A 16,505-nucleotide genomic window follows, 5' to 3' on the forward strand; every position below is an offset into this window, starting at 1 on the left:
GAAGAAGCGCAGCCCCTGGACGTGGCCGCTCATCGCGCTCATCGTCCTGCTGGCGCTCGTGCTGGGCGGAACACTGTTCACGCTGCTCGCGAATCAGGGTGAGCCGGACGCCGCGCCCACCAGCGCGACGCCGACCGCGGCCACGCCCAGCGTCGCCCCGTCGTCCCCGTCGCCGGCGCCCACGCAGACGGCGCAGCGCGTCGAGGTCGGCTCGCTCGGTCTGCAGGGCAGGACCTGCGACGAAGCGCGGGCGATCCTCGACGAGAACAACCTCGTCGCGGACTGCCGCGTCGGAAACGCCGCGACCTCGGCGAACGACGTCGGCCTCATCTACGACGTGAACCCCACGGGTCGCGTCGACGAGGGTACGACGATCACGGTCACCACCTACGGCGACCAGACCGAACTGCCCACCCCCGGTACCCCCACCCTCCCGGGTGCCTCGGTCACGGCCGGTAGCGACATCCAGGTGTCGTGGCAGCAGTACACGTGCCCGTCCGGCACCGGTCAGGTCACGTCGTACAACTTCACGGCGACCAACGGCACCTTCGACACGAACGGTCAGTCGACCGCGGCGTTCGCGCCCGACGCCCGCAATGCGCAGCTCAAGGTCAGCAACGCGGCGGGTCAGACCCTGCGGGTGACGTACACCGTCAGCTGCTCGGGCGCGGGCGACCGTCAGGCCGGCCCGTCGGGCGAGGCGTCGGCGACGATCACCGGCGGCAACACGCCCTCGCCGTCGGCGACGGGTAACGGTGCCGCCGTCGCGCCCGTCAAGCCCTGACCCCTTCTCCCCCCGACCAGGAGTTCTTCTCGTGACCACTGAGACGCGCGTCCTCTCCGGACGCTACCGTGTCGACGACCTCATCGGTCGTGGCGGTATGGCGAGCGTCTACCGCGGGTACGACGAGACGCTCGGGCGCACCGTCGCGATCAAGATCCTCAAAAGCGATCTCGCGGGCGATGCGGCCTTCCGCACGCGCTTCCGCCTCGAGGCGCAGGCCGCGTCGCGCATGGCGCATCCCACGATCGTGCGTGTCTTCGACGCGGGCGAGCATGCCGAGACCGGAACCGACGGTGTCGAGCGGCCCGTGCCGTACATCGTCATGGAACTCGTCCACGGTCGTCTTCTCAAGGACGTCATCGCCGAAGGTCCCGTGCCCACGGATGACGCGCTGCGCTACGTCGACGGCATCCTCGAGGCTCTGGAGTACTCGCACCGCGCCGGTGTCGTGCACCGCGACATCAAGCCCGGCAACGTGATGATCACCGACGGCGGCCGGGTGAAGGTCATGGACTTCGGTATCGCCCGCGCCGTGTCCGACTCCTCGTCCACCGTCGCGGAGACCACGGCCATCGTCGGAACCGCGGCGTACTTCTCGCCCGAACAGGCCAAGGGCGAGTCGGTCGACGCGCGCGCCGACCTGTACTCCGCCGGCGTCGTGCTCTACGAGCTGCTCACCGGTCGTACGCCCTTCCGCGGAGACACCCCCGTCGCGGTCGCGTACCAGCACGTCAGCGAAGCACCCGTTCCGCCGAGCGAGATCGACGAGAAGATCCCGCGCGCCCTGGATGCCATCGTGCTCCGCGCCCTGGCGAAGGACCCGTTCCAGCGCCCGCAGGACGCGGCGAGCTTCCGCGAGGCGCTCGACGAGACCATCGACGGCAAGGCGCCGACCAAACGCCAGATGTCGGCGCTCTCGAACGAGCTCTACGGACCCAACCCGCGCCAAGCCGCCGAGACCGCGCGTTCCCTGCGTCAGCTCAGCACCGACACGACCATGCGGCGCACGCAGCCCGGTCCGCCGGTCGCCTGGATCTGGGGCGGCGTGAGCGTCCTCGCAGTGCTTCTCGTCGCGGTGTTCGTCTGGGTCATGCAGTTCCAGCCGTCCGAGGACGTGCCCACGGCATCCCTCGCCGTGCCGAACGTCGTGGACATGTCCTACGAGCGGGCCGTCGAGACCCTCGAGGCCGAGCAGCTGACCACCAGCCGCGTCAACGAGTCCGACGAGAAGATCGCGGCCGGCAACGTCGTCGACACCGTGCCCGCCGCCGGCACCAGCGTCGCGGCGGGTCAGAAGGTCACGGTCTACGTCTCCACGGGTCCCGACACGGCCAAGGTCCCCACCCTCGAGGGGATCACCGAGAGCGAGGCACGCTCCGCGATCGAGACGGCGGGGCTCTCGCTCGGTTCCATCCGTCGGCAGGACGACCCGGCACTGGCCGCCGGAACGGTGATCTCGTCGACCCTCGAGGCCGGCACCGACGTCGCGAAGGGCAGCACGGTCAACCTCGTCGTCGCGAGCGGCCAGGTCGTCATCGTCGACTACACCGGCTACACACTCGAGGCGGCCGAGCGCGAGCTGCAGTCGGACACGAAGCAGCTCACCGTCAAGACGCAGGAAGATCCCGGATGCCGCGCCGCCACGCCCCGGACGGTCATCACCCAGTCGCTGGCACCGGGCGAGGTGCCCGTGCACAGCGAGATCACCCTGACGGTGTGCTCGGGGAGCTGAACCCGCGCGGGTGCAGCCGTGCTCCGCGTGCGGCTGCGCCGGGGAGACCGGCATCCTGCAGCCATCGGCCCAGGAGCAGATGACCGCCCTCGGTCAGAACGCTCTCGGGGTGGAACTGCACGCCCTGGATCGGTGCGCGACGGTGCCGCAGGCCCATGATCACCCCGCCGTCGGTGCGGGCCGTGACCTCGATTTCAGGCGGGAGGGTCTCGGCCACGACCGACAGAGAGTGGTAACGCGTGGCGACGAAACCGTCGGGCAGATCCCGGAGAACCCCGACCCCGCCATGCCGGATGACGCTGGTGATGCCGTGCAGCAGCTCGGGGGCGTGGTCGACGTACCCGCCGAAGGCGGTGGCGATCGCCTGATGTCCCAGGCAGACGCCGAGCAGCGGCATCCCCTCGTCGAAAGCCCGACGTACCACTCGGACGCTCTCCCCGGCATCGGCGGGATGTCCGGGACCGGGAGACACCAGCACCGCGTCGGCCTCGGCGACGACCCGGTCGGGCGCCATGGGGTCGTCCGCCGGCACCATCACCGTGTCGGCTCCGAGATCGCGCAAGTAGCCGGCGAGGGTGTGGACGAAGCTGTCGCGATTGTCGACGACCGCGACGCGCCACGCGGTCACTCGACCGTGACCTCCGAGGGGTAGACCAGATCGCTCACCCAGGGGAAGACGTAGAAGAAGAGGCCGTAGAGCACCGCGGCCAGCAGCACCAGGACGATCAGCAGGCGCACCCACCACGGGCCGGGGAGGATGCGCCACAGGGCACCGTACATCAGGCTGCTCCAGAGGTGAGGGACGTCGGCGGACCGGCCTCGGTCCGCGGGGTGAAGGACTCGAAGACGCCGTAGGCGATCGCGCGCTCCGAGAAGCCGTAGCGCGGGCTGCAGGTGGTCATGGTGATGATGCGATCCGTCGCCTGGATCTCGGGCTGCTGCGGCAGGGGGAGCAGGACGTCGACACCGTCCGGCCGGACGTACTCGAGGTTGCGATAGCGATAGGTGTACCACCCGTCCTGCGTCTCGACGACGACGGCGTCGCCGACATGCAGCGACGGGAGGTCGGCGAAAGGAGCGCCGTGACTGCCGCGGTGGCCGGCGATGGCGAAGTTGCCCACCTGGCCGGGCATCGCGGTGTCGGGGTAGTGGCCCAGACCGATCGGGTCGAGGGTGCGGGCCGAGCTGACGCCGCCCGCGAGGGGGAACTGGTAATCCGAACCGAAACGGGGGATGTGGACGACGGCGAAACGCTGGGCGTCGCCCGGTTGCGGCAGCGCCGGAGGATCGGCCGTCGGCGGGGCCGCGGGCTGTGCGGGAGCGGAGGACTGCGTGGGGGCCGGCGGGAGCGGATCGGTGGCCCACTGCTGACTCAGACTCTTGCCCTCGTCCTTGAACTGGGCGCCGATGATGGCGTCACCGATCCACAGCTGCCACACCACGAACAGCAGCACGAGCACGCCGGCCGTGACGAGCAGGTCGCCGATGACGCCGACGATCGAGATGCGGCGACGCGGCGCGGGAGCGGGGCGGCGACCTCGACGGGTCTGCGGCTGCGTGTCGGAGTGCACGGGGCAGAGTCTAGTTCCGTGGGTACGCGCGCACCTGAGCGTTAGACTGTGCGGCATGGCTCGAACTGGCAAAGGCGAAGACCCGATCGCCGAGCGCACCGACGCAAACGCGGCCCCGAACCCGGTGTGGTTCCTGCCCATCATGATCGGCCTCATGCTGGTCGGCCTGGTGTGGGTGCTGGTGTTCTACCTCAGCGGCTCCCAGTTCCCGATCCCCGGCATCGGCGCGTGGAACCTGGTCATCGGCTTCGGCATCGCCTTCGTCGGCTTTCTCATGACCACGCGGTGGCGCTGAGTTACACACGTGTAATTCATCCCCACCTGTGGATGGGGCTGTGGATAACTGTTAGAAGTACGCGACGGCCGGCACCGCGAGGAGCGCGAGCAGGACGACCGTGACGGCGATGATCAGCCCGATCTGCAGACCGCGCTGCGATGCGGCCCTCGTGCGCGAGTAGATCAGCCCGATCACCGCACCGGTGAGCAGGCCGCCCAGATGCGCCTGCCACGAGATGCCGACGGCCGCGAGCGAGGCGGCGAAATCACCCGAGCCGATCGCGTTGAAGGCGGCGAGCACGAACGGCCACGCGAAGTTGATCGCGATCAGGATGCCGATGACGCGGATGTCCGCGCCGATGTGGCGGCCGATCACGAGCAGCGCACCGAAGAGCGCGAAGATGGCCCCGGACGCGCCGACCGTCCACACACCGGGTGCGAGCAGCGCCACGGCGACCGAGCCGCCGATCGCGCCGATCACGTACAGCGCGAGAAAGCGCCAGCGCCCCAGCAGCGGTTCGAGACTGCGACCGATGAACCACAGCGCCAGCATGTTGAGTCCGACGTGGAAGAACCCGTCGTGCACCAGGGCGACGGTGACCAGACGCCAGGGCTGGATGACGCCCGCCTGCGGCAACAGGAAGAGACTGTTGAACGCGAACAGGCTGCTGAGCACCGGGCCGAGGCCGGGGATCAGGCCGATGATGTAGACCAGACCCGTCACGGCGATGATGCCGAGCGTCATCCGGGGTCGGTCGCTCGAGACGATCGCCATCGGACGCGACGCCCAGCGGCGCTCGGCCTTCTTCTGAGCGGGGGTCTGCGCGGCGCGCTGCTCGGCCATGCACTCCGGGCAGATGACGCCGACGGCGGCGGGGGTCCGGCACTCCGAGCACACGGTACGCATGCACCGCTGGCACAGCACGAAGCTCTGCCGGTCAGGATGCCGGTAGCAGAAGTTGTCGCTGTTGCGACGGAACTCCTCGGTGGAAGACACCCGCCGCCGTCCGGGAGGTCAGACCGAGACGACGTCGACCGACTGGAGCACGACGGGCTCGATCGGACGGTCGCCGGCGGCGGTGGGAACCGAGGCGATCTTGTCGACGACGGCCTTCGAGGCGTCGTCGGCGACCTCGCCGAAGATGGTGTGCTTGCCCTGCAGCCAGGGGGTGGGGTCGGTGGTGATGAAGAACTGCGAGCCGTTGGTGCCCTCGGCCTGACCCGTGATCGCGTTGCGACGCAGGCCGGCGTTCGCCATGGCGAGCTTGTAGGGCGCGGTGAAGTCGAGCTCGGGGTGGATCTCGTCGTTGAAGTTGTAGCCGGGTCCGCCGATGCCCTGACCGAGCGGGTCGCCGCCCTGGATCATGAAGTTGGGGATGATGCGGTGGAAGATCACGTCCGTGTACAGAGGACCTTCACCCTTGGCGCCCGTTGCCGGGTTCGTCCACTCCTGCGTTCCATCGGACAGACCGATGAAGTTGCGGACGGTACGCGGCGCGTGATCGCCGAACAGGTTGACGACGATGTCGCCGTGGTTGGTGTGCAGGGTCGCGACGGCGGTGTGGTTGGCCATGGGTACATTCTCTCAGAGTTATCTGCAAGGGTCGGCGGCGCCGGCGGCCCGTTCTGGCAAGATGAGGGCAACGTACATCCCATCGACAGGGAGGATGAGCCGTGGGCCTCAGCCGCAAGAGCAAGAAGGAACTGCGCAAGCTCCAGAAGCACGCCGCCAAGGTGTGGGAGTCGCAGCAGGTGCTGCTGGGCGAGAGCGGGAAGGTCGCTCGCGAAGCAGGCCACCAGCTCGGTCGCTTCAGCCGCGAAGATCTCGTCCCCGCCGTTCAGGACGGCTACAGCAAGTACGCGGCGCCGTACGTCGACAAGGGCGTGAAGAGCACCAACCGCTTCCTCAGCCACAAGGTCGTCCCCGCTGCGGGCGCCGTGGTCGGCGGCGCGATGTCGGTGTGGGATGCCGCGGGCGACACCCGCGACCGTCTGGCCAAGGGCCGCGGTTTCGAGCTCGACACCCACAAGTACGCCAAACGCGCCGAGAAGTACGGCAAGCAGGCCACCAAGCGTCTGAACAAGAAGCTCCCCTCGCAGCACGACGGCATCGGAGCCGGTGGCGTCATCGCCATCATCCTGGGCGTCGTCGCCGCCGCGGGCGTAGCGTACGCCGCGTGGCAGACGCTGCGCGCCGACGACGAGCTGTGGGTGGCGGACGACCCGCTGCGCGCGCCGGACGCGTGAGCGATCCCACCATCAGAGTCCGAGAGGCCGCGCGCGAGCGCGGCCTCTCGGTCGATGTGCGCGAACGTCCCGCCGCCTCGAGCCTCGACGAGGCGGCTGAGCTGCTCGGCATCCCCTCCGCCTCGATCGTGAAGACTCTCGTGGTCAAGCGCTCCGACGACACGTACCTGTTCGCGCTCGTGCCGGGCGACCGCGCGATCTCGTGGCCCAAGCTGCGGGCCGTGGTGGGAGTCAACAAGCTCCGCCTGCCCGAACCCGAGCTGGCCCTCGCCGCCACGGGGTACGAGCGCGGGACGATCGTGCCGATCGGCAGCTCGACGGACTGGCCGGTCTACACCGACGAACGCATCGTGGGCACGCGGATCGCGATGGGAGCGGGAGCCCACGGGTACAGTCTCTTCGTCGAGGCAGACGACCTCATCGCCGCGTACGACGCCGTCGTGGCCGACATCACCATCGACCGGGCCTGACGCCGCTCAGCTGCGCGGCAGGCCCGCCATACGGAACGCGATGTCCACGAGCTGGACGCGACGCAGCCGTCGGGTGGCCGCCATCGGGAACCACTCCGCCCGGTCGGTCGAGCCGTCCGTCTCAAAGCGCAGCCGTCCCCCCACCACCCGCGCGCGATAGACGATGCGCAATGCGTGCAGGGGTCCGTTCGCCCCCTCGGCCAGGCGCGCCTCGGCCGGGATGACCCGGGAATGGATGCCGAGCAGCTCACCCACCGCGACCCGGAACCCGGTCTCTTCGCGAACCTCGCGCCGCACCGCATGCACGGGATCCTCGCCGGCCTCGAGACCACCGCCCGGCAGCGTCCAGGCCGCGCGGCGACCGTCCACCCAGTGTGCGAGCAGCACGCGGTCGTCGTCGTCGGTGATGACGGCGTACGCGGCGACCCGCATGTCCATGACCAGACTCTAGCGACCCGCGTCCGCCGCTCGGGGATGAGCGGACCGCCGGCTCCCGGACGCGCCACGATGGACCCATGAGCACCGATGTCTCCCCCGCGGCCGTCCCCGACCTCTCGCGCCGCGATCAGACGCTCGATCTCGCCCGCGTGGCGGCGGTGTTCCTGGTCGTCGTCGTGCACCTGCTCCAGGTCGGCGTCGGCCGCGATCCGGACGGGGTCATCGTCTCGAGCAGACCCGCCGAGGCGCAGCCCTGGTTCGACGCGGCCACGTGGGTCGGCCAGATCATGCCCCTGTTCTTCGTCGTCGGCGGCTTCGCCTCCGCCGCGGGATGGGCGAGCTGGACCGCCCGAGGGGGTGACGCGGCGGGTTTCGTCCGCACCCGCATCCTGCGCCTCGTCCAGCCCGCTCTGCCGCTCTTCGGCCTGGTGGCCGTGATCCTCCTCGGCGCGCGCGTGGCAGGCGCAGATCCCGCTCTCGTCGACGCCGCCGTCGTCGGCATCGGGATGCCGCTGTGGTTCCTCGCCGCGTATCTGTTGTGCCAGCTCGTGGTGCCGGTGGCCGTCCGTGCGCACGAATGCGCGCCGCGGCTGAGCCTCGGCATCCTCGCCCTCGGAACGATCGCCGTCGACGCGCTGCGGTTCGCGACGGGAGTCGAGCTCCTGGGGTATCTGAACATGCTGTTCGTCTGGCCGCTGATCCAGCAGCTGGGGTTCTGGTACCGCGACGGATGGTTCGACCGTCGCGGCATCCCGACCCTGCTGTCGGGTGCCGGGGCCGCCTACCTGCTGCTGGGGGCGGTCGTCGCGTGGGGCCCGTATTCGTCGAGCATGCTGGCGAACCTCAACCCACCCACGCTGCCGCTCGTGCTCCTCGGCGTGGCACAGGCGTGCCTCCTGCGCGTGGCGCGGCCCATCCTGACGGCGCTCATGCACACGCGACCGGCGCGTGCCGTGGTGTTCGCGATGGGTTCCCGGCTGATGACGGTCTACCTGTGGCACCTGCCCGTCATCCTGATGGTCTCGGGTCTCGCGCTGCTCGTCCCGGGAGCGGCCCCCGCCCCCGCGAGCGGGGAGTGGTGGGCGACCCGGCCGGTCCTGTTCCTCGTGGTCGCTGCCGTCCTGGGCGCGTTGTCCGTCCCTCTCGCGCGCGTCGAGTCCCTCGGTCGACTGGCACCTGCTCCGCGTCCTTGGCTGATCGGGGTCGCGTGGCTGCTGGCGTTCCTCCCCCCGTTCGCGGTGACGGTGGCGGGGATGGACACCGTGCTGGCGGTCGCCGGCGCGCTGATGTTCACGGCATCCGTGCTGATCCTGCGTTCCCGCTCAGGACGGACTGCGCGATGAACGCGAAAGAGCCGGCCCGAGGGCCGGCTCTTGATCGCGGTTGTGGAGCCTAGGAGATTCGAACTCCTGACATCCTGCTTGCAAAGCAGGCGCTCTACCAGCTGAGCTAAGGCCCCGCGAGGGAAGGGGTGGGGCTACCAGGACTTGAACCTGGGACCTCTTCATTATCAGTGAAGCGCTCTAACCGCCTGAGCTATAGCCCCGTCTCGCTGACGTGATGTCAACCTCGAAGACTTTACCGGACTCTCGAGGTTTTGACGAATCGGCGTCAGTTCGAGGTGAAACCGACGAGCAATCCGCCGGTCACCTTGACCGCGAGGTTGTAGATGCCGGCCATGACCGCACCCAGCACCGTCACCACGACAAGGTTGAGGATCGCCACGATCGCAGCGAACGCCATGACCTGCGGCAGGCCGACGTACTGCGACAGCGTCGCCCCGCCGTCCGTGAAGCTGGTGAAGAACTCATCGAGCTTGGTCAGCAGCGTCGCCGAGACGACGAGGTAGATGAGGAAGTACGACACCACCGTCACGATGGCGACGGCAACGGCCACCAGGAACGACAGCTTCACCGCCGACCAGAAGTCGATGTAGACCAGGCGCAGACGAACCTGCTTGGCAGGGGTCTTGTGAGTCGACTTCTTGGCGAGTTTGTCGGCTACCGTGCTCATGCGTCAGTACTTTCCTCGGGGGTCTCGGGAGTGGAGGCGGTGGCCTCGTCCGCGTCATCCGCGGCGGGCTCCGTGGTCGTCTCCGTCGTCTCGGCCAGGTTGCGCTCGGCATTTCGCGCGATCGCGATGATCTTGTCGTCGCCTCCTGCACGGGCGAAAACGACACCCATCGTGTCGCGACCCTTGGCAGGCACCTCGGCCACGGAGGAGCGTACCACCTTGCCGCTGGCAAGAACCACAAGGACCTCGTCGGTCTCGGACACCATCATTCCGCCCGCGAGAACGCCGCGATCGTCGGTCAGACGAGCCACCTTGATGCCCAATCCACCGCGGTTCTGCATGCGGTACTCGGTGACCGCCGTGCGCTTGGCGTACCCGCCCTCGGTGACCACGAACACGAACTCGTCGTCCTTGGCGACGGATGCCGAGAGCAGGCTGTCGCCCTCGCGGAAGTCCATGCCCTTCACACCCGACGTCGAGCGTCCCATCGGGCGCAGCGCGCTGTCGGTGGCGGAGAACCGCAGCGACATGCCGAGGCGGCTGATGAGGAGGATGTCATCGCCTTCGTCCACCAGCAGAGCGCTCACGAGCTCATCGGCACCGGCCTGCTCGGTGTCATCGCCGTCGTCCGACACCTGACCGCGCAGCTTGATGGCGATCACACCGCCCTGTCGGTTGGTGTCGTACTCGTCGAGGCGGGTCTTCTTGACCAGGCCGCCGCGCGTGGCCAGCACCAGGTACGTCGCGACCTGGTAGTCGCGGATGTCGAGAATCTGGGCGATCTCCTCGTCGGGCTGGAGCGCGAGCAGGTTCGCGACGTGCTGGCCCTTGGCATCCCGCCCCGCCTCGGGGACCTCGTAGGCCTTCGAGCGGTACACGCGGCCCTTGTTCGTGAAGAAGAGCAGCCAGTGGTGGGTCGTCGTGACGAAGAAGTGCTCGACGACGTCGTCGGCGCGCAGCTGCGCGCCCTTGACGCCCTTTCCACCGCGGTGCTGCGAACGGTAGTTGTCGCTGCGCGTGCGCTTGATGTATCCGTCGCGCGTGACGGTGACGACCATCTCTTCTTCGGCGATGAGGTCCTCGATCGAGACGTCGCCGTCGAACCCGTGCAGGATCTCGGTGCGGCGGTCATCGCCGAAGCGGTCGACGATCGCCGTCAGCTCGTCGCGGATGATCGTCCGCTGACGACCCGGCGTGGCGAGGATGTCGTTGTAGTCGGCGATGCGGGCCTCGAGCTCGGTCGCCTCGTCCACGATCTTCTGACGCTCGAGGGCGGCCAGTCGACGCAGCTGCATGTCGAGGATCGCCTGCGCCTGCACGTCGTCGATGTCGAGCAGCTTCTGCAGGCCCTCGTTGGCATCCTGAGCCGTCGGCGAGCGACGGATGAGCGCGATGACCTCGTCGAGGGCGTCGAGCGCCTTGAGGTAGCCGCGCAGGATGTGCATACGCTCTTCGGCCTTGCGCAGGCGGTAGCGCGTACGCCGGACGATGACCTCGACCTGGTGGTCGATCCACAGGCTGATGAACCCGTCGAGCGACAGCGTGCGCGGCACCCCGTCGACGATCGCCAGCATGTTGGCGCCGAAGTTCTCTTGCAGTTGGGTGTGCTTGTACAGGTTGTTCAGCACGACCTTGGCGACCGCGTCGCGCTTGAGCACGACGACCAGGCGCTGACCGGTGCGGCCCGAGCTCTCGTCGCGGATGTCGGCGACGCCGGTGATCTTGCCTTCGCGCGCGAGATCGCCGATCTTGACCGCGACATTGTCGGGGTTGACCTGGTACGGCAGCTCGGTGATCACCAGGCACGTGCGTCCCTGGATCTCTTCGATGTTGACGACGGCGCGCATCGTGATCGAGCCGCGACCGGTGCGGTACGCGTCCTTGATGCCGCGCGTGCCCAGGATCTGCGCGCGCGTGGGGAAGTCGGGGCCGGGGATGCGCTGCATGAGCGCCTCGAGCAGCTCCTCGCGCGTGGCATCCGGGTTCTCGAGAGCCCACAGCGCGCCGTCGGCCACCTCGCGGAGGTTGTGCGGCGGGATGTTCGTCGCCATACCGACGGCGATGCCGACGGAGCCGTTGACCAGCAGGTTCGGGAAACGCGAGGGCAGGACCGTCGGCTCCTGGGTCTGGCCGTCGTAGTTGTCCTGGAAGTCGACGGTCTCCTCTTCGATGTCGCGCACCATTTCGAGCGCGAGCGGAGCCATCTTGGTCTCGGTGTAGCGGGGGGCGGCCGCACCCTGGTTGCCGGGCGAGCCGAAGTTGCCCTGCCCCAGCGCCAGCGGATACCGCAGCGACCACGGCTGCACCAGACGCACGAGGGCGTCGTAGATGGGCGCGTCACCATGCGGGTGGTAGTGCCCCATGACCTCGCCGACGACGCGGGCGCACTTCGAGAACGACTTGTCGGGACGGAAACCACCGTCGTACATGCCGTAGATCACGCGGCGGTGCACGGGCTTGAGGCCGTCGCGCACGTCGGGCAGAGCGCGCCCGACGATGACGCTCATCGCGTAGTCGAGGTAGCTCCGCTGCATCTCGAGCTGCAGGTCGACCTGGTCGATCTTGCCGTGGTCGTGCACCGGCTCGCCGCGGACGTCTTCGGGTTCGGGCGTGGTGTCGTCAGCCATGTGTTCTCAGTTCCGTAGTGCGTGCGTCGTCGGTCGGCGCCGTGCGTCGGCGCCCCGGGTCAGATGTCGAGGAAGCGGACGTCTTTGGCGTTGCGCTGGATGAAGCTGCGGCGCGACTCGACGTCTTCGCCCATGAGGACCGAGAAGATCTCGTCGGCCGCGGCGGCGTCGTCGATGGTGACCTGCTTCAGCGTGCGGGTCTGGGGGTCCATGGTGGTCTCCCAGAGCTCGTGGTCGTTCATCTCGCCGAGACCCTTGTAGCGCTGGATGCCGTTGTCCTTCGGGATGCGGCGTCCCGACGCCTGCCCATCGACGAGGAGCGCGTCGCGCTCCCGGTCGCTGTAGGCGTACTCGTGCGGGTGGTTCGACCACTTAAGCCGGTACAGCGGCGGCTGCGCGAGGTAGACGAAGCCGGCCTCGATCAGTCCGCGCATGTAACGGAACAGCAGGGTGAGCAGCAGCGTCGTGATGTGCTGGCCGTCGACGTCGGCATCGGCCATCAGCACGATCTTGTGATACCGGGCCTTCGCCATGTCGAAGTCCTCGCCGATGCCCGTGCCGAAGGCCTGGATCATGGCCTGGACCTCTTTGTTGCTCAGCGCACGGTCGAGACGCGCGCGCTCGACGTTGAGGATCTTTCCGCGCAGGGCGAGGATCGCCTGCGTGTGCGGATCGCGGCCCTGCACGGCCGAGCCGCCGGCCGAGTCGCCCTCGACGAGGAAGATCTCGCTGATCGAGGGGTCCTTCGACGTGCAGTCCTTGAGCTTGTCGGGCATGGCCGCCGACTCGAAGACGCTCTTGCGACGAGCGGTCTCGCGGGCCTTGCGCGCGGCGAGACGGGCGGTCGCGGCGTCGATGGCCTTGCGGATGATGTTCTTGGCCTGCGCGGGGTTGCGATCGAACCAGTCGCCGAGCTTGTCGCCGACGACCTTCTGCACGTACGCGCGGGCCTCGGTGTTGCCGAGCTTGGTCTTGGTCTGACCCTCGAACTGCGGCTCCGACAGCTTGACCGAGATGACCGCCGTGAGACCCTCGCGGATGTCGTCGCCGGTGAGGTTGTCGTCCTTGTCCTTGAGGAGGTTGTTCGCGCGGGCGTACCGGTTGACGAGCGTGGTCAGCGCGGCACGGAAACCCTCTTCGTGCGTACCGCCCTCGTGCGTGTTGATCGTGTTGGCGTAGGTGAAGACGTTCTCGGTGTACGCCGTGGTCCACTGCATCGCCAGCTCGAGGGCGATCTTGCGCTCGGTGTCCTCGGACTCGACCTCGATGATCTCCTCATTGACCACGTCGGCCTTGCGCACGCGATTGAGGTGCTCGACGTAGTCGACCAGGCCGCGTTCGTACAGGAACGAATCGTGCCGGGCCTCGGTGACCTCCTCGCCGGGCTCGCCCTCGGTGACGACCGCCCCCGGGCGCTCGTCCCGCAGGCTGATGCGCAGTCCCTTGTTCAGGAACGCCATCTGCTGGAAGCGCGTGCGCAGCGTGTCGTAGTCGAAGTCGATGGTGTCGAAGATCGTGGCATCCGGCCAGAACGTGATCGACGTCCCCGTCTTGTCGCTCTCTTCGCCCTTCTCGAGCGGAGCCAGCGGCACGCCGCCCGTGCGGAACGACTGACGCCACACGTGACCCTGCCGCTGCACCTCGACCTCGAGACGCGTCGACAGGGCGTTCACGACCGACGAGCCGACGCCGTGCAGACCACCCGAGACGGCGTACCCGCCGCCGCCGAACTTTCCACCCGCGTGCAGAACGGTGAGGACGACCTCGACCGTGGACTTGCCCTCGGTGCGGTGCATGTCGACCGGGATGCCGCGACCGTTGTCGATCACTCGGACGGCGCCGTCCTGGAGGATGGTGACGTCGATCGTGTCGCAGTAGCCGGCGAGGGCCTCGTCGACGGAGTTGTCGACGATCTCCTGCACGAGGTGGTGAAGACCGCGCTCACCGGTGGAGCCGATGTACATACCGGGCCGCTTGCGCACGGCCTCGAGGCCCTCGAGCACCTGGATGGCGTCTGCCCCGTACTCGTTGGGAACCTTCGCGGGGGTGTGCGCTTCGGGTTCCTCGGAAACGGTGTCGGGGTTCTCGGACGTCATGAGTGAACGCGCTCCAGATCGATTCGTCGGAAACTCCATCCTATCGTGCGAGACCTCATCGCACGGCGTGTACGCCCCGGAGCGGGGATAAATCACGCCCGACCGTGACCGACCATGACTCAGCCGTAGGTATCGCGTGGACCGCGGCCTGGAACGGCTCTGGGCCCCCATTTCCACGAGGGGACGTCGGGCCCTACGAAACGGATCGCCTCGACCCCCGCCTCGGGGAAGCGCCGGATGATCTCCGACAGGATGTGCGCGCGCATCAATTGCAGCTGCTTCGCCCACGCCGTGGAGTCGGCCTGGACGGTCAGGGTGCCGGCATCCAGGGCCACGGGGCGGGTGTGCGCGGCGGTGTCCGCGCCGGCCACCTCGTCCCACGTGCGCACCAGATCCTCGCGCGACAGCTGGGCCTCCCAGCCGGCCGAGCGCGTCAGCGCCGACAGCACGTCGCCGAGCCCCCGCGGGTCGCGGCCGGGTGAGAAGGGGGCGTTGTCGTCGTCGTCGGAGCGGCGGCGACGCTTCTTCTTGCGGTACGGCGACGGTTCGAGACCCCGCAGTCGCAGGTAGGTCGACAGCGTCTCGGGAAGGTCCGGCTCGTCACTCATCGTCGACTCCGGTGATCCGCCCCGCCTCGACGCGGACGACGTGGGCGCGCAGCTCCTCGGGCACGTCCTCTTCCACCGCCGACGTGACGATCACCTGTTCGTAGCCACCTGCGAGGTCGGCCAGGCGTGCCCGCCGACCCGCGTCGAGCTCGGCGAACACGTCGTCGAGGATGAGGACGGGGTCGCCGAGACGGGACTCGGCCCGCAGCAGTTCCGCGGATGCCAGCCTGAGCGCCAACGCGACGGACCACGATTCGCCGTGCGAGGCGTACCCCTTCACGGGAAGACCGCGGACCTCGAGCACCAGATCGTCGCGATGCGGGCCGACGAGGGTCAGACCACGTTCGAGCTCCGCGGGACGACGGGCGGCCAAGGCCGCGCGGAACTGATCCGCCAGCGGAGCCGACGAACCGGAGCCGTCGATCGCGTCCCCCTCTTCGGGGTCGCCTCCGCCGACCGACAGCGCCCACGACAGACGGGGTCCGTGGTCGGCACCGGCGATGGCCGCGTACGCGCGTGCGACGGGATCGGAGAGATCGGATGCCAACGCCATCCGCGCCTCGATCACCTGCGTACCGAGGGTCACGAGCTTGTCGTCCCACACATCCAGGGTGCTGAGGGCGTCGCCGCGCACGCCCCGCGCACGCGCGGACTTGAGCAGAGCACTGCGCTGGCGGAGGACGCGATCGTAGTCGGCGAGCACCGCGGACATCCGCGGGATCCGCTGCACGATGAGCTGGTCTGCGAAGCGTCGCCGCGAGGACGGGTCTCCGCGCACGATCTGCAGGTCTTCGGGAGCGAACAGCACCACCTGCGCGTAGCGGGGCAGCTCCGTGGTGCGGACGTTGACGCCGTTCACACGGGCCTTGTTGGCCCCCTGTCGGTTGAGTTGCAGCTCGAGCAGGACGCTGCGCTCACCGTGCGCGAGACGCGCGCGGACGATCGCGGCATCCGTACCGTCTCGGACAAGGGGAGCGTCGTTCGAGACGCGGTGCGATCCCAGCGTGGCCAGGTAGGCGACGGCCTCGACGAGGTTCGTCTTGCCCTGGCCGTTGCGGCCGACGAAGACATTGGCCCCGGCGGAGAGCGTGACGTCGGCTTCCGCGTAATTGCGGAAGTCCTTCAGTCCGAGCTGCTCCACGATCACCGAGTCAGACTACCCGCAGCCTCCGACAGGGCCGCGTGTCGACCGGCTCAGCGCAGCAGCAGGTTGGGCTGGAGAAGGTACTTGAACGAGCCCTCGCCGCCCTTGTCGACTGACGTCTGCGGCGTCACCAGCACGGGGCTGAGCTTGTTGGCGTTGTCGCTCGAGGTGAACGTGATGCGCGCGAACTCGCTGCGCACCGCGCCGAGGGACTCGAGCAGGTACTGGGGGTTCAGCCCCAGGGTGACCTCGTCGCCGATCAGCGTCGCGTCCACCGACTCGGTCGCACGCGCCTGCTCGGTGCCCGAGGCGTCCATCGACACCCCGTCCGGGCCGAAGGTGAACCGCAGCGGGGCCGAACGGTCGAGCACCAGGGCGACGCGGCGGACGGCTTCGGCGAGCTCGGCCGTGTTGACGACACTGTGGTGCTCGGTCTGCGCGGGGAACAGGCGCCGGACCGGCGGGAAGTTGCCCTTGATCAGCAGCGACGTGACGGTCT

The 16,505-nt window shown here is 68.6% G+C and carries 18 protein-coding genes and 2 tRNA genes; 6 read left to right on the top strand and 14 right to left on the bottom strand.

Annotated features, from left to right (window positions below; all coding sequences use genetic code 11):
* Both QZ433_RS00370 and pknB read left to right on the top strand, forming a co-directional pair.
* On the top strand, window positions 1–784 hold a 784-nt coding region (locus tag QZ433_RS00370; RefSeq protein ID WP_295779484.1), incomplete at its 5' end, for a PASTA domain-containing protein.
* 31 nt (window positions 785–815) lie between these two features.
* Window positions 816–2,516, top strand: coding sequence for a Stk1 family PASTA domain-containing Ser/Thr kinase (gene pknB / locus QZ433_RS00375; RefSeq protein ID WP_295779485.1), 1,701 nt, complete (start codon window positions 816–818; stop codon window positions 2,514–2,516).
* On the opposite strand, the gene QZ433_RS00380 is transcribed toward pknB, so the two are convergent.
* Genes QZ433_RS00380 through QZ433_RS00390 form a run of 3 tightly spaced genes read right to left on the bottom strand, consistent with a single transcriptional unit; the run spans window position 2,488 to window position 4,087 of the window.
* Window positions 2,488–3,144: a gamma-glutamyl-gamma-aminobutyrate hydrolase family protein gene (locus QZ433_RS00380; protein WP_295779486.1), complete on the bottom strand. Its 657-nt coding sequence runs from the start codon at window positions 3,142–3,144 to the stop codon at window positions 2,488–2,490. The two genes, pknB and QZ433_RS00380, sit on opposite strands and share 29 nt — an antisense overlap.
* Window positions 3,141–3,296, bottom strand: coding sequence for a hypothetical protein (locus QZ433_RS00385; RefSeq protein WP_181373441.1), 156 nt, complete (start codon window positions 3,294–3,296; stop codon window positions 3,141–3,143). The genes QZ433_RS00380 and QZ433_RS00385 overlap by 4 nt, the downstream gene beginning before the upstream one ends.
* Window positions 3,296–4,087 (bottom strand): class E sortase, encoded by a 792-nt coding sequence (locus QZ433_RS00390; RefSeq protein WP_295779487.1) that lies wholly within the window; start codon window positions 4,085–4,087, stop codon window positions 3,296–3,298. Before QZ433_RS00390 ends, QZ433_RS00385 begins: the two co-directional genes overlap by 1 nt.
* 55 nt (window positions 4,088–4,142) lie before the next feature.
* On the opposite strand from QZ433_RS00390, the gene QZ433_RS00395 reads away from it, so the two are divergent.
* Window positions 4,143–4,382, top strand: a complete 240-nt coding sequence (locus QZ433_RS00395) for a cell division protein CrgA (RefSeq protein WP_295779488.1) — start codon at window positions 4,143–4,145, stop codon at window positions 4,380–4,382.
* 51 nt (window positions 4,383–4,433) lie between these two features.
* Here QZ433_RS00395 and QZ433_RS00400 read toward each other — a convergent pair whose 3' ends face one another.
* Both QZ433_RS00400 and QZ433_RS00405 read right to left on the bottom strand, forming a co-directional pair.
* Window positions 4,434–5,360: a rhomboid family intramembrane serine protease gene (locus QZ433_RS00400; RefSeq protein ID WP_295779489.1), complete on the bottom strand. Its 927-nt coding sequence runs from the start codon at window positions 5,358–5,360 to the stop codon at window positions 4,434–4,436.
* A gap of 18 nt (window positions 5,361–5,378) precedes the next feature.
* Complete coding sequence (locus QZ433_RS00405) at window positions 5,379–5,936, bottom strand: peptidylprolyl isomerase (protein WP_108317376.1); 558 nt, start codon at window positions 5,934–5,936, stop codon at window positions 5,379–5,381.
* A gap of 101 nt (window positions 5,937–6,037) precedes the next feature.
* On the opposite strand from QZ433_RS00405, the gene QZ433_RS00410 reads away from it, so the two are divergent.
* Together QZ433_RS00410 and QZ433_RS00415 are read left to right on the top strand one after the other, a co-directional pair.
* The gene (locus tag QZ433_RS00410) at window positions 6,038–6,610 is read left to right on the top strand and encodes a DNA helicase (protein WP_295779490.1); all 573 of its coding nucleotides are present in this window, start codon (window positions 6,038–6,040) and stop codon (window positions 6,608–6,610) included.
* Entirely contained in the window at window positions 6,607–7,080 is a 474-nt protein-coding gene (locus QZ433_RS00415; RefSeq protein ID WP_295779491.1) for an aminoacyl-tRNA deacylase, read from the top strand. Before QZ433_RS00410 ends, QZ433_RS00415 begins: the two co-directional genes overlap by 4 nt.
* Window positions 7,081–7,086: 6 nt before the next feature.
* Here QZ433_RS00415 and QZ433_RS00420 read toward each other — a convergent pair whose 3' ends face one another.
* Window positions 7,087–7,518 carry an NUDIX hydrolase gene (locus QZ433_RS00420; RefSeq protein ID WP_295779492.1) on the bottom strand — a complete coding sequence of 144 codons (432 nt, stop codon included), beginning with the start codon at window positions 7,516–7,518 and terminating at the stop codon, window positions 7,087–7,089.
* 77 nt (window positions 7,519–7,595) lie between these two features.
* Here QZ433_RS00420 and QZ433_RS00425 point away from each other — a divergent pair, with 77 nt between their 5' ends.
* Complete coding sequence (locus QZ433_RS00425) at window positions 7,596–8,861, top strand: acyltransferase (protein ID WP_295779493.1); 1,266 nt, start codon at window positions 7,596–7,598, stop codon at window positions 8,859–8,861.
* A gap of 43 nt (window positions 8,862–8,904) precedes the next feature.
* On the opposite strand, the gene QZ433_RS00430 is transcribed toward QZ433_RS00425, so the two are convergent.
* From QZ433_RS00430 to QZ433_RS00465, 8 genes are all read right to left on the bottom strand, one after another.
* Window positions 8,905–8,977 (bottom strand) — tRNA-Ala (locus QZ433_RS00430).
* 13 nt (window positions 8,978–8,990) lie between these two features.
* Window positions 8,991–9,064, bottom strand: a tRNA-Ile gene (locus QZ433_RS00435).
* 65 nt (window positions 9,065–9,129) lie between these two features.
* On the bottom strand, window positions 9,130–9,531 hold the full coding sequence (locus QZ433_RS00440; RefSeq protein WP_108317372.1) for a DUF3566 domain-containing protein: 402 nt from the start codon (window positions 9,529–9,531) through the stop codon (window positions 9,130–9,132).
* Window positions 9,528–12,158 (bottom strand): DNA gyrase subunit A, encoded by a 2,631-nt coding sequence (gene gyrA, locus QZ433_RS00445; protein WP_295779494.1) that lies wholly within the window; start codon window positions 12,156–12,158, stop codon window positions 9,528–9,530. The genes QZ433_RS00440 and gyrA overlap by 4 nt, the downstream gene beginning before the upstream one ends.
* A gap of 59 nt (window positions 12,159–12,217) precedes the next feature.
* Window positions 12,218–14,254: a DNA topoisomerase (ATP-hydrolyzing) subunit B gene (gyrB, locus tag QZ433_RS00450; protein ID WP_295779495.1), complete on the bottom strand. Its 2,037-nt coding sequence runs from the start codon at window positions 14,252–14,254 to the stop codon at window positions 12,218–12,220.
* Window positions 14,255–14,373: 119 nt separating this feature from the next.
* Window positions 14,374–14,862: a DciA family protein gene (locus tag QZ433_RS00455; RefSeq protein WP_295779496.1), complete on the bottom strand. Its 489-nt coding sequence runs from the start codon at window positions 14,860–14,862 to the stop codon at window positions 14,374–14,376.
* A complete protein-coding gene (gene recF, locus QZ433_RS00460; RefSeq protein ID WP_295779497.1) occupies window positions 14,855–16,009 on the bottom strand; it encodes a DNA replication/repair protein RecF in 1,155 nt (384 codons plus the stop codon). The genes QZ433_RS00455 and recF overlap by 8 nt, the downstream gene beginning before the upstream one ends.
* 47 nt (window positions 16,010–16,056) lie before the next feature.
* Window positions 16,057–16,505, bottom strand: a 449-nt coding sequence (locus QZ433_RS00465) for a DNA polymerase III subunit beta (protein ID WP_295779498.1), incomplete at its 5' end; no start/stop codon positions are given.

The organism is uncultured Microbacterium sp., from assembly GCF_913776565.1.
Lineage (GTDB): Bacteria > Actinomycetota > Actinomycetes > Actinomycetales > Microbacteriaceae > Microbacterium.

What these genes read in the sequence shown, in the direction of transcription:
- QZ433_RS00385 (WP_181373441.1), bottom strand. Translation starts at nt 3,296, where the DNA reads ATGTACGGTGCCCTGTGGCGCATCCTCCCCGGCCCGTGGTGGGTGCGC.
- QZ433_RS00395 (WP_295779488.1), top strand. Translation starts at nt 4,143, where the DNA reads ATGGCTCGAACTGGCAAAGGCGAAGACCCGATCGCCGAGCGCACCGAC.
- QZ433_RS00405 (WP_108317376.1), bottom strand. Translation starts at nt 5,936, where the DNA reads ATGGCCAACCACACCGCCGTCGCGACCCTGCACACCAACCACGGCGAC.
- QZ433_RS00420 (WP_295779492.1), bottom strand. Translation starts at nt 7,518, where the DNA reads ATGGACATGCGGGTCGCCGCGTACGCCGTCATCACCGACGACGACGAC.
- QZ433_RS00425 (WP_295779493.1), top strand. Translation starts at nt 7,596, where the DNA reads ATGAGCACCGATGTCTCCCCCGCGGCCGTCCCCGACCTCTCGCGCCGC.
- QZ433_RS00440 (WP_108317372.1), bottom strand. Translation starts at nt 9,531, where the DNA reads ATGAGCACGGTAGCCGACAAACTCGCCAAGAAGTCGACTCACAAGACC.
- gyrA (WP_295779494.1), bottom strand. Translation starts at nt 12,158, where the DNA reads ATGGCTGACGACACCACGCCCGAACCCGAAGACGTCCGCGGCGAGCCG.
- gyrB (WP_295779495.1), bottom strand. Translation starts at nt 14,254, where the DNA reads ATGACGTCCGAGAACCCCGACACCGTTTCCGAGGAACCCGAAGCGCAC.
- QZ433_RS00455 (WP_295779496.1), bottom strand. Translation starts at nt 14,862, where the DNA reads ATGAGTGACGAGCCGGACCTTCCCGAGACGCTGTCGACCTACCTGCGA.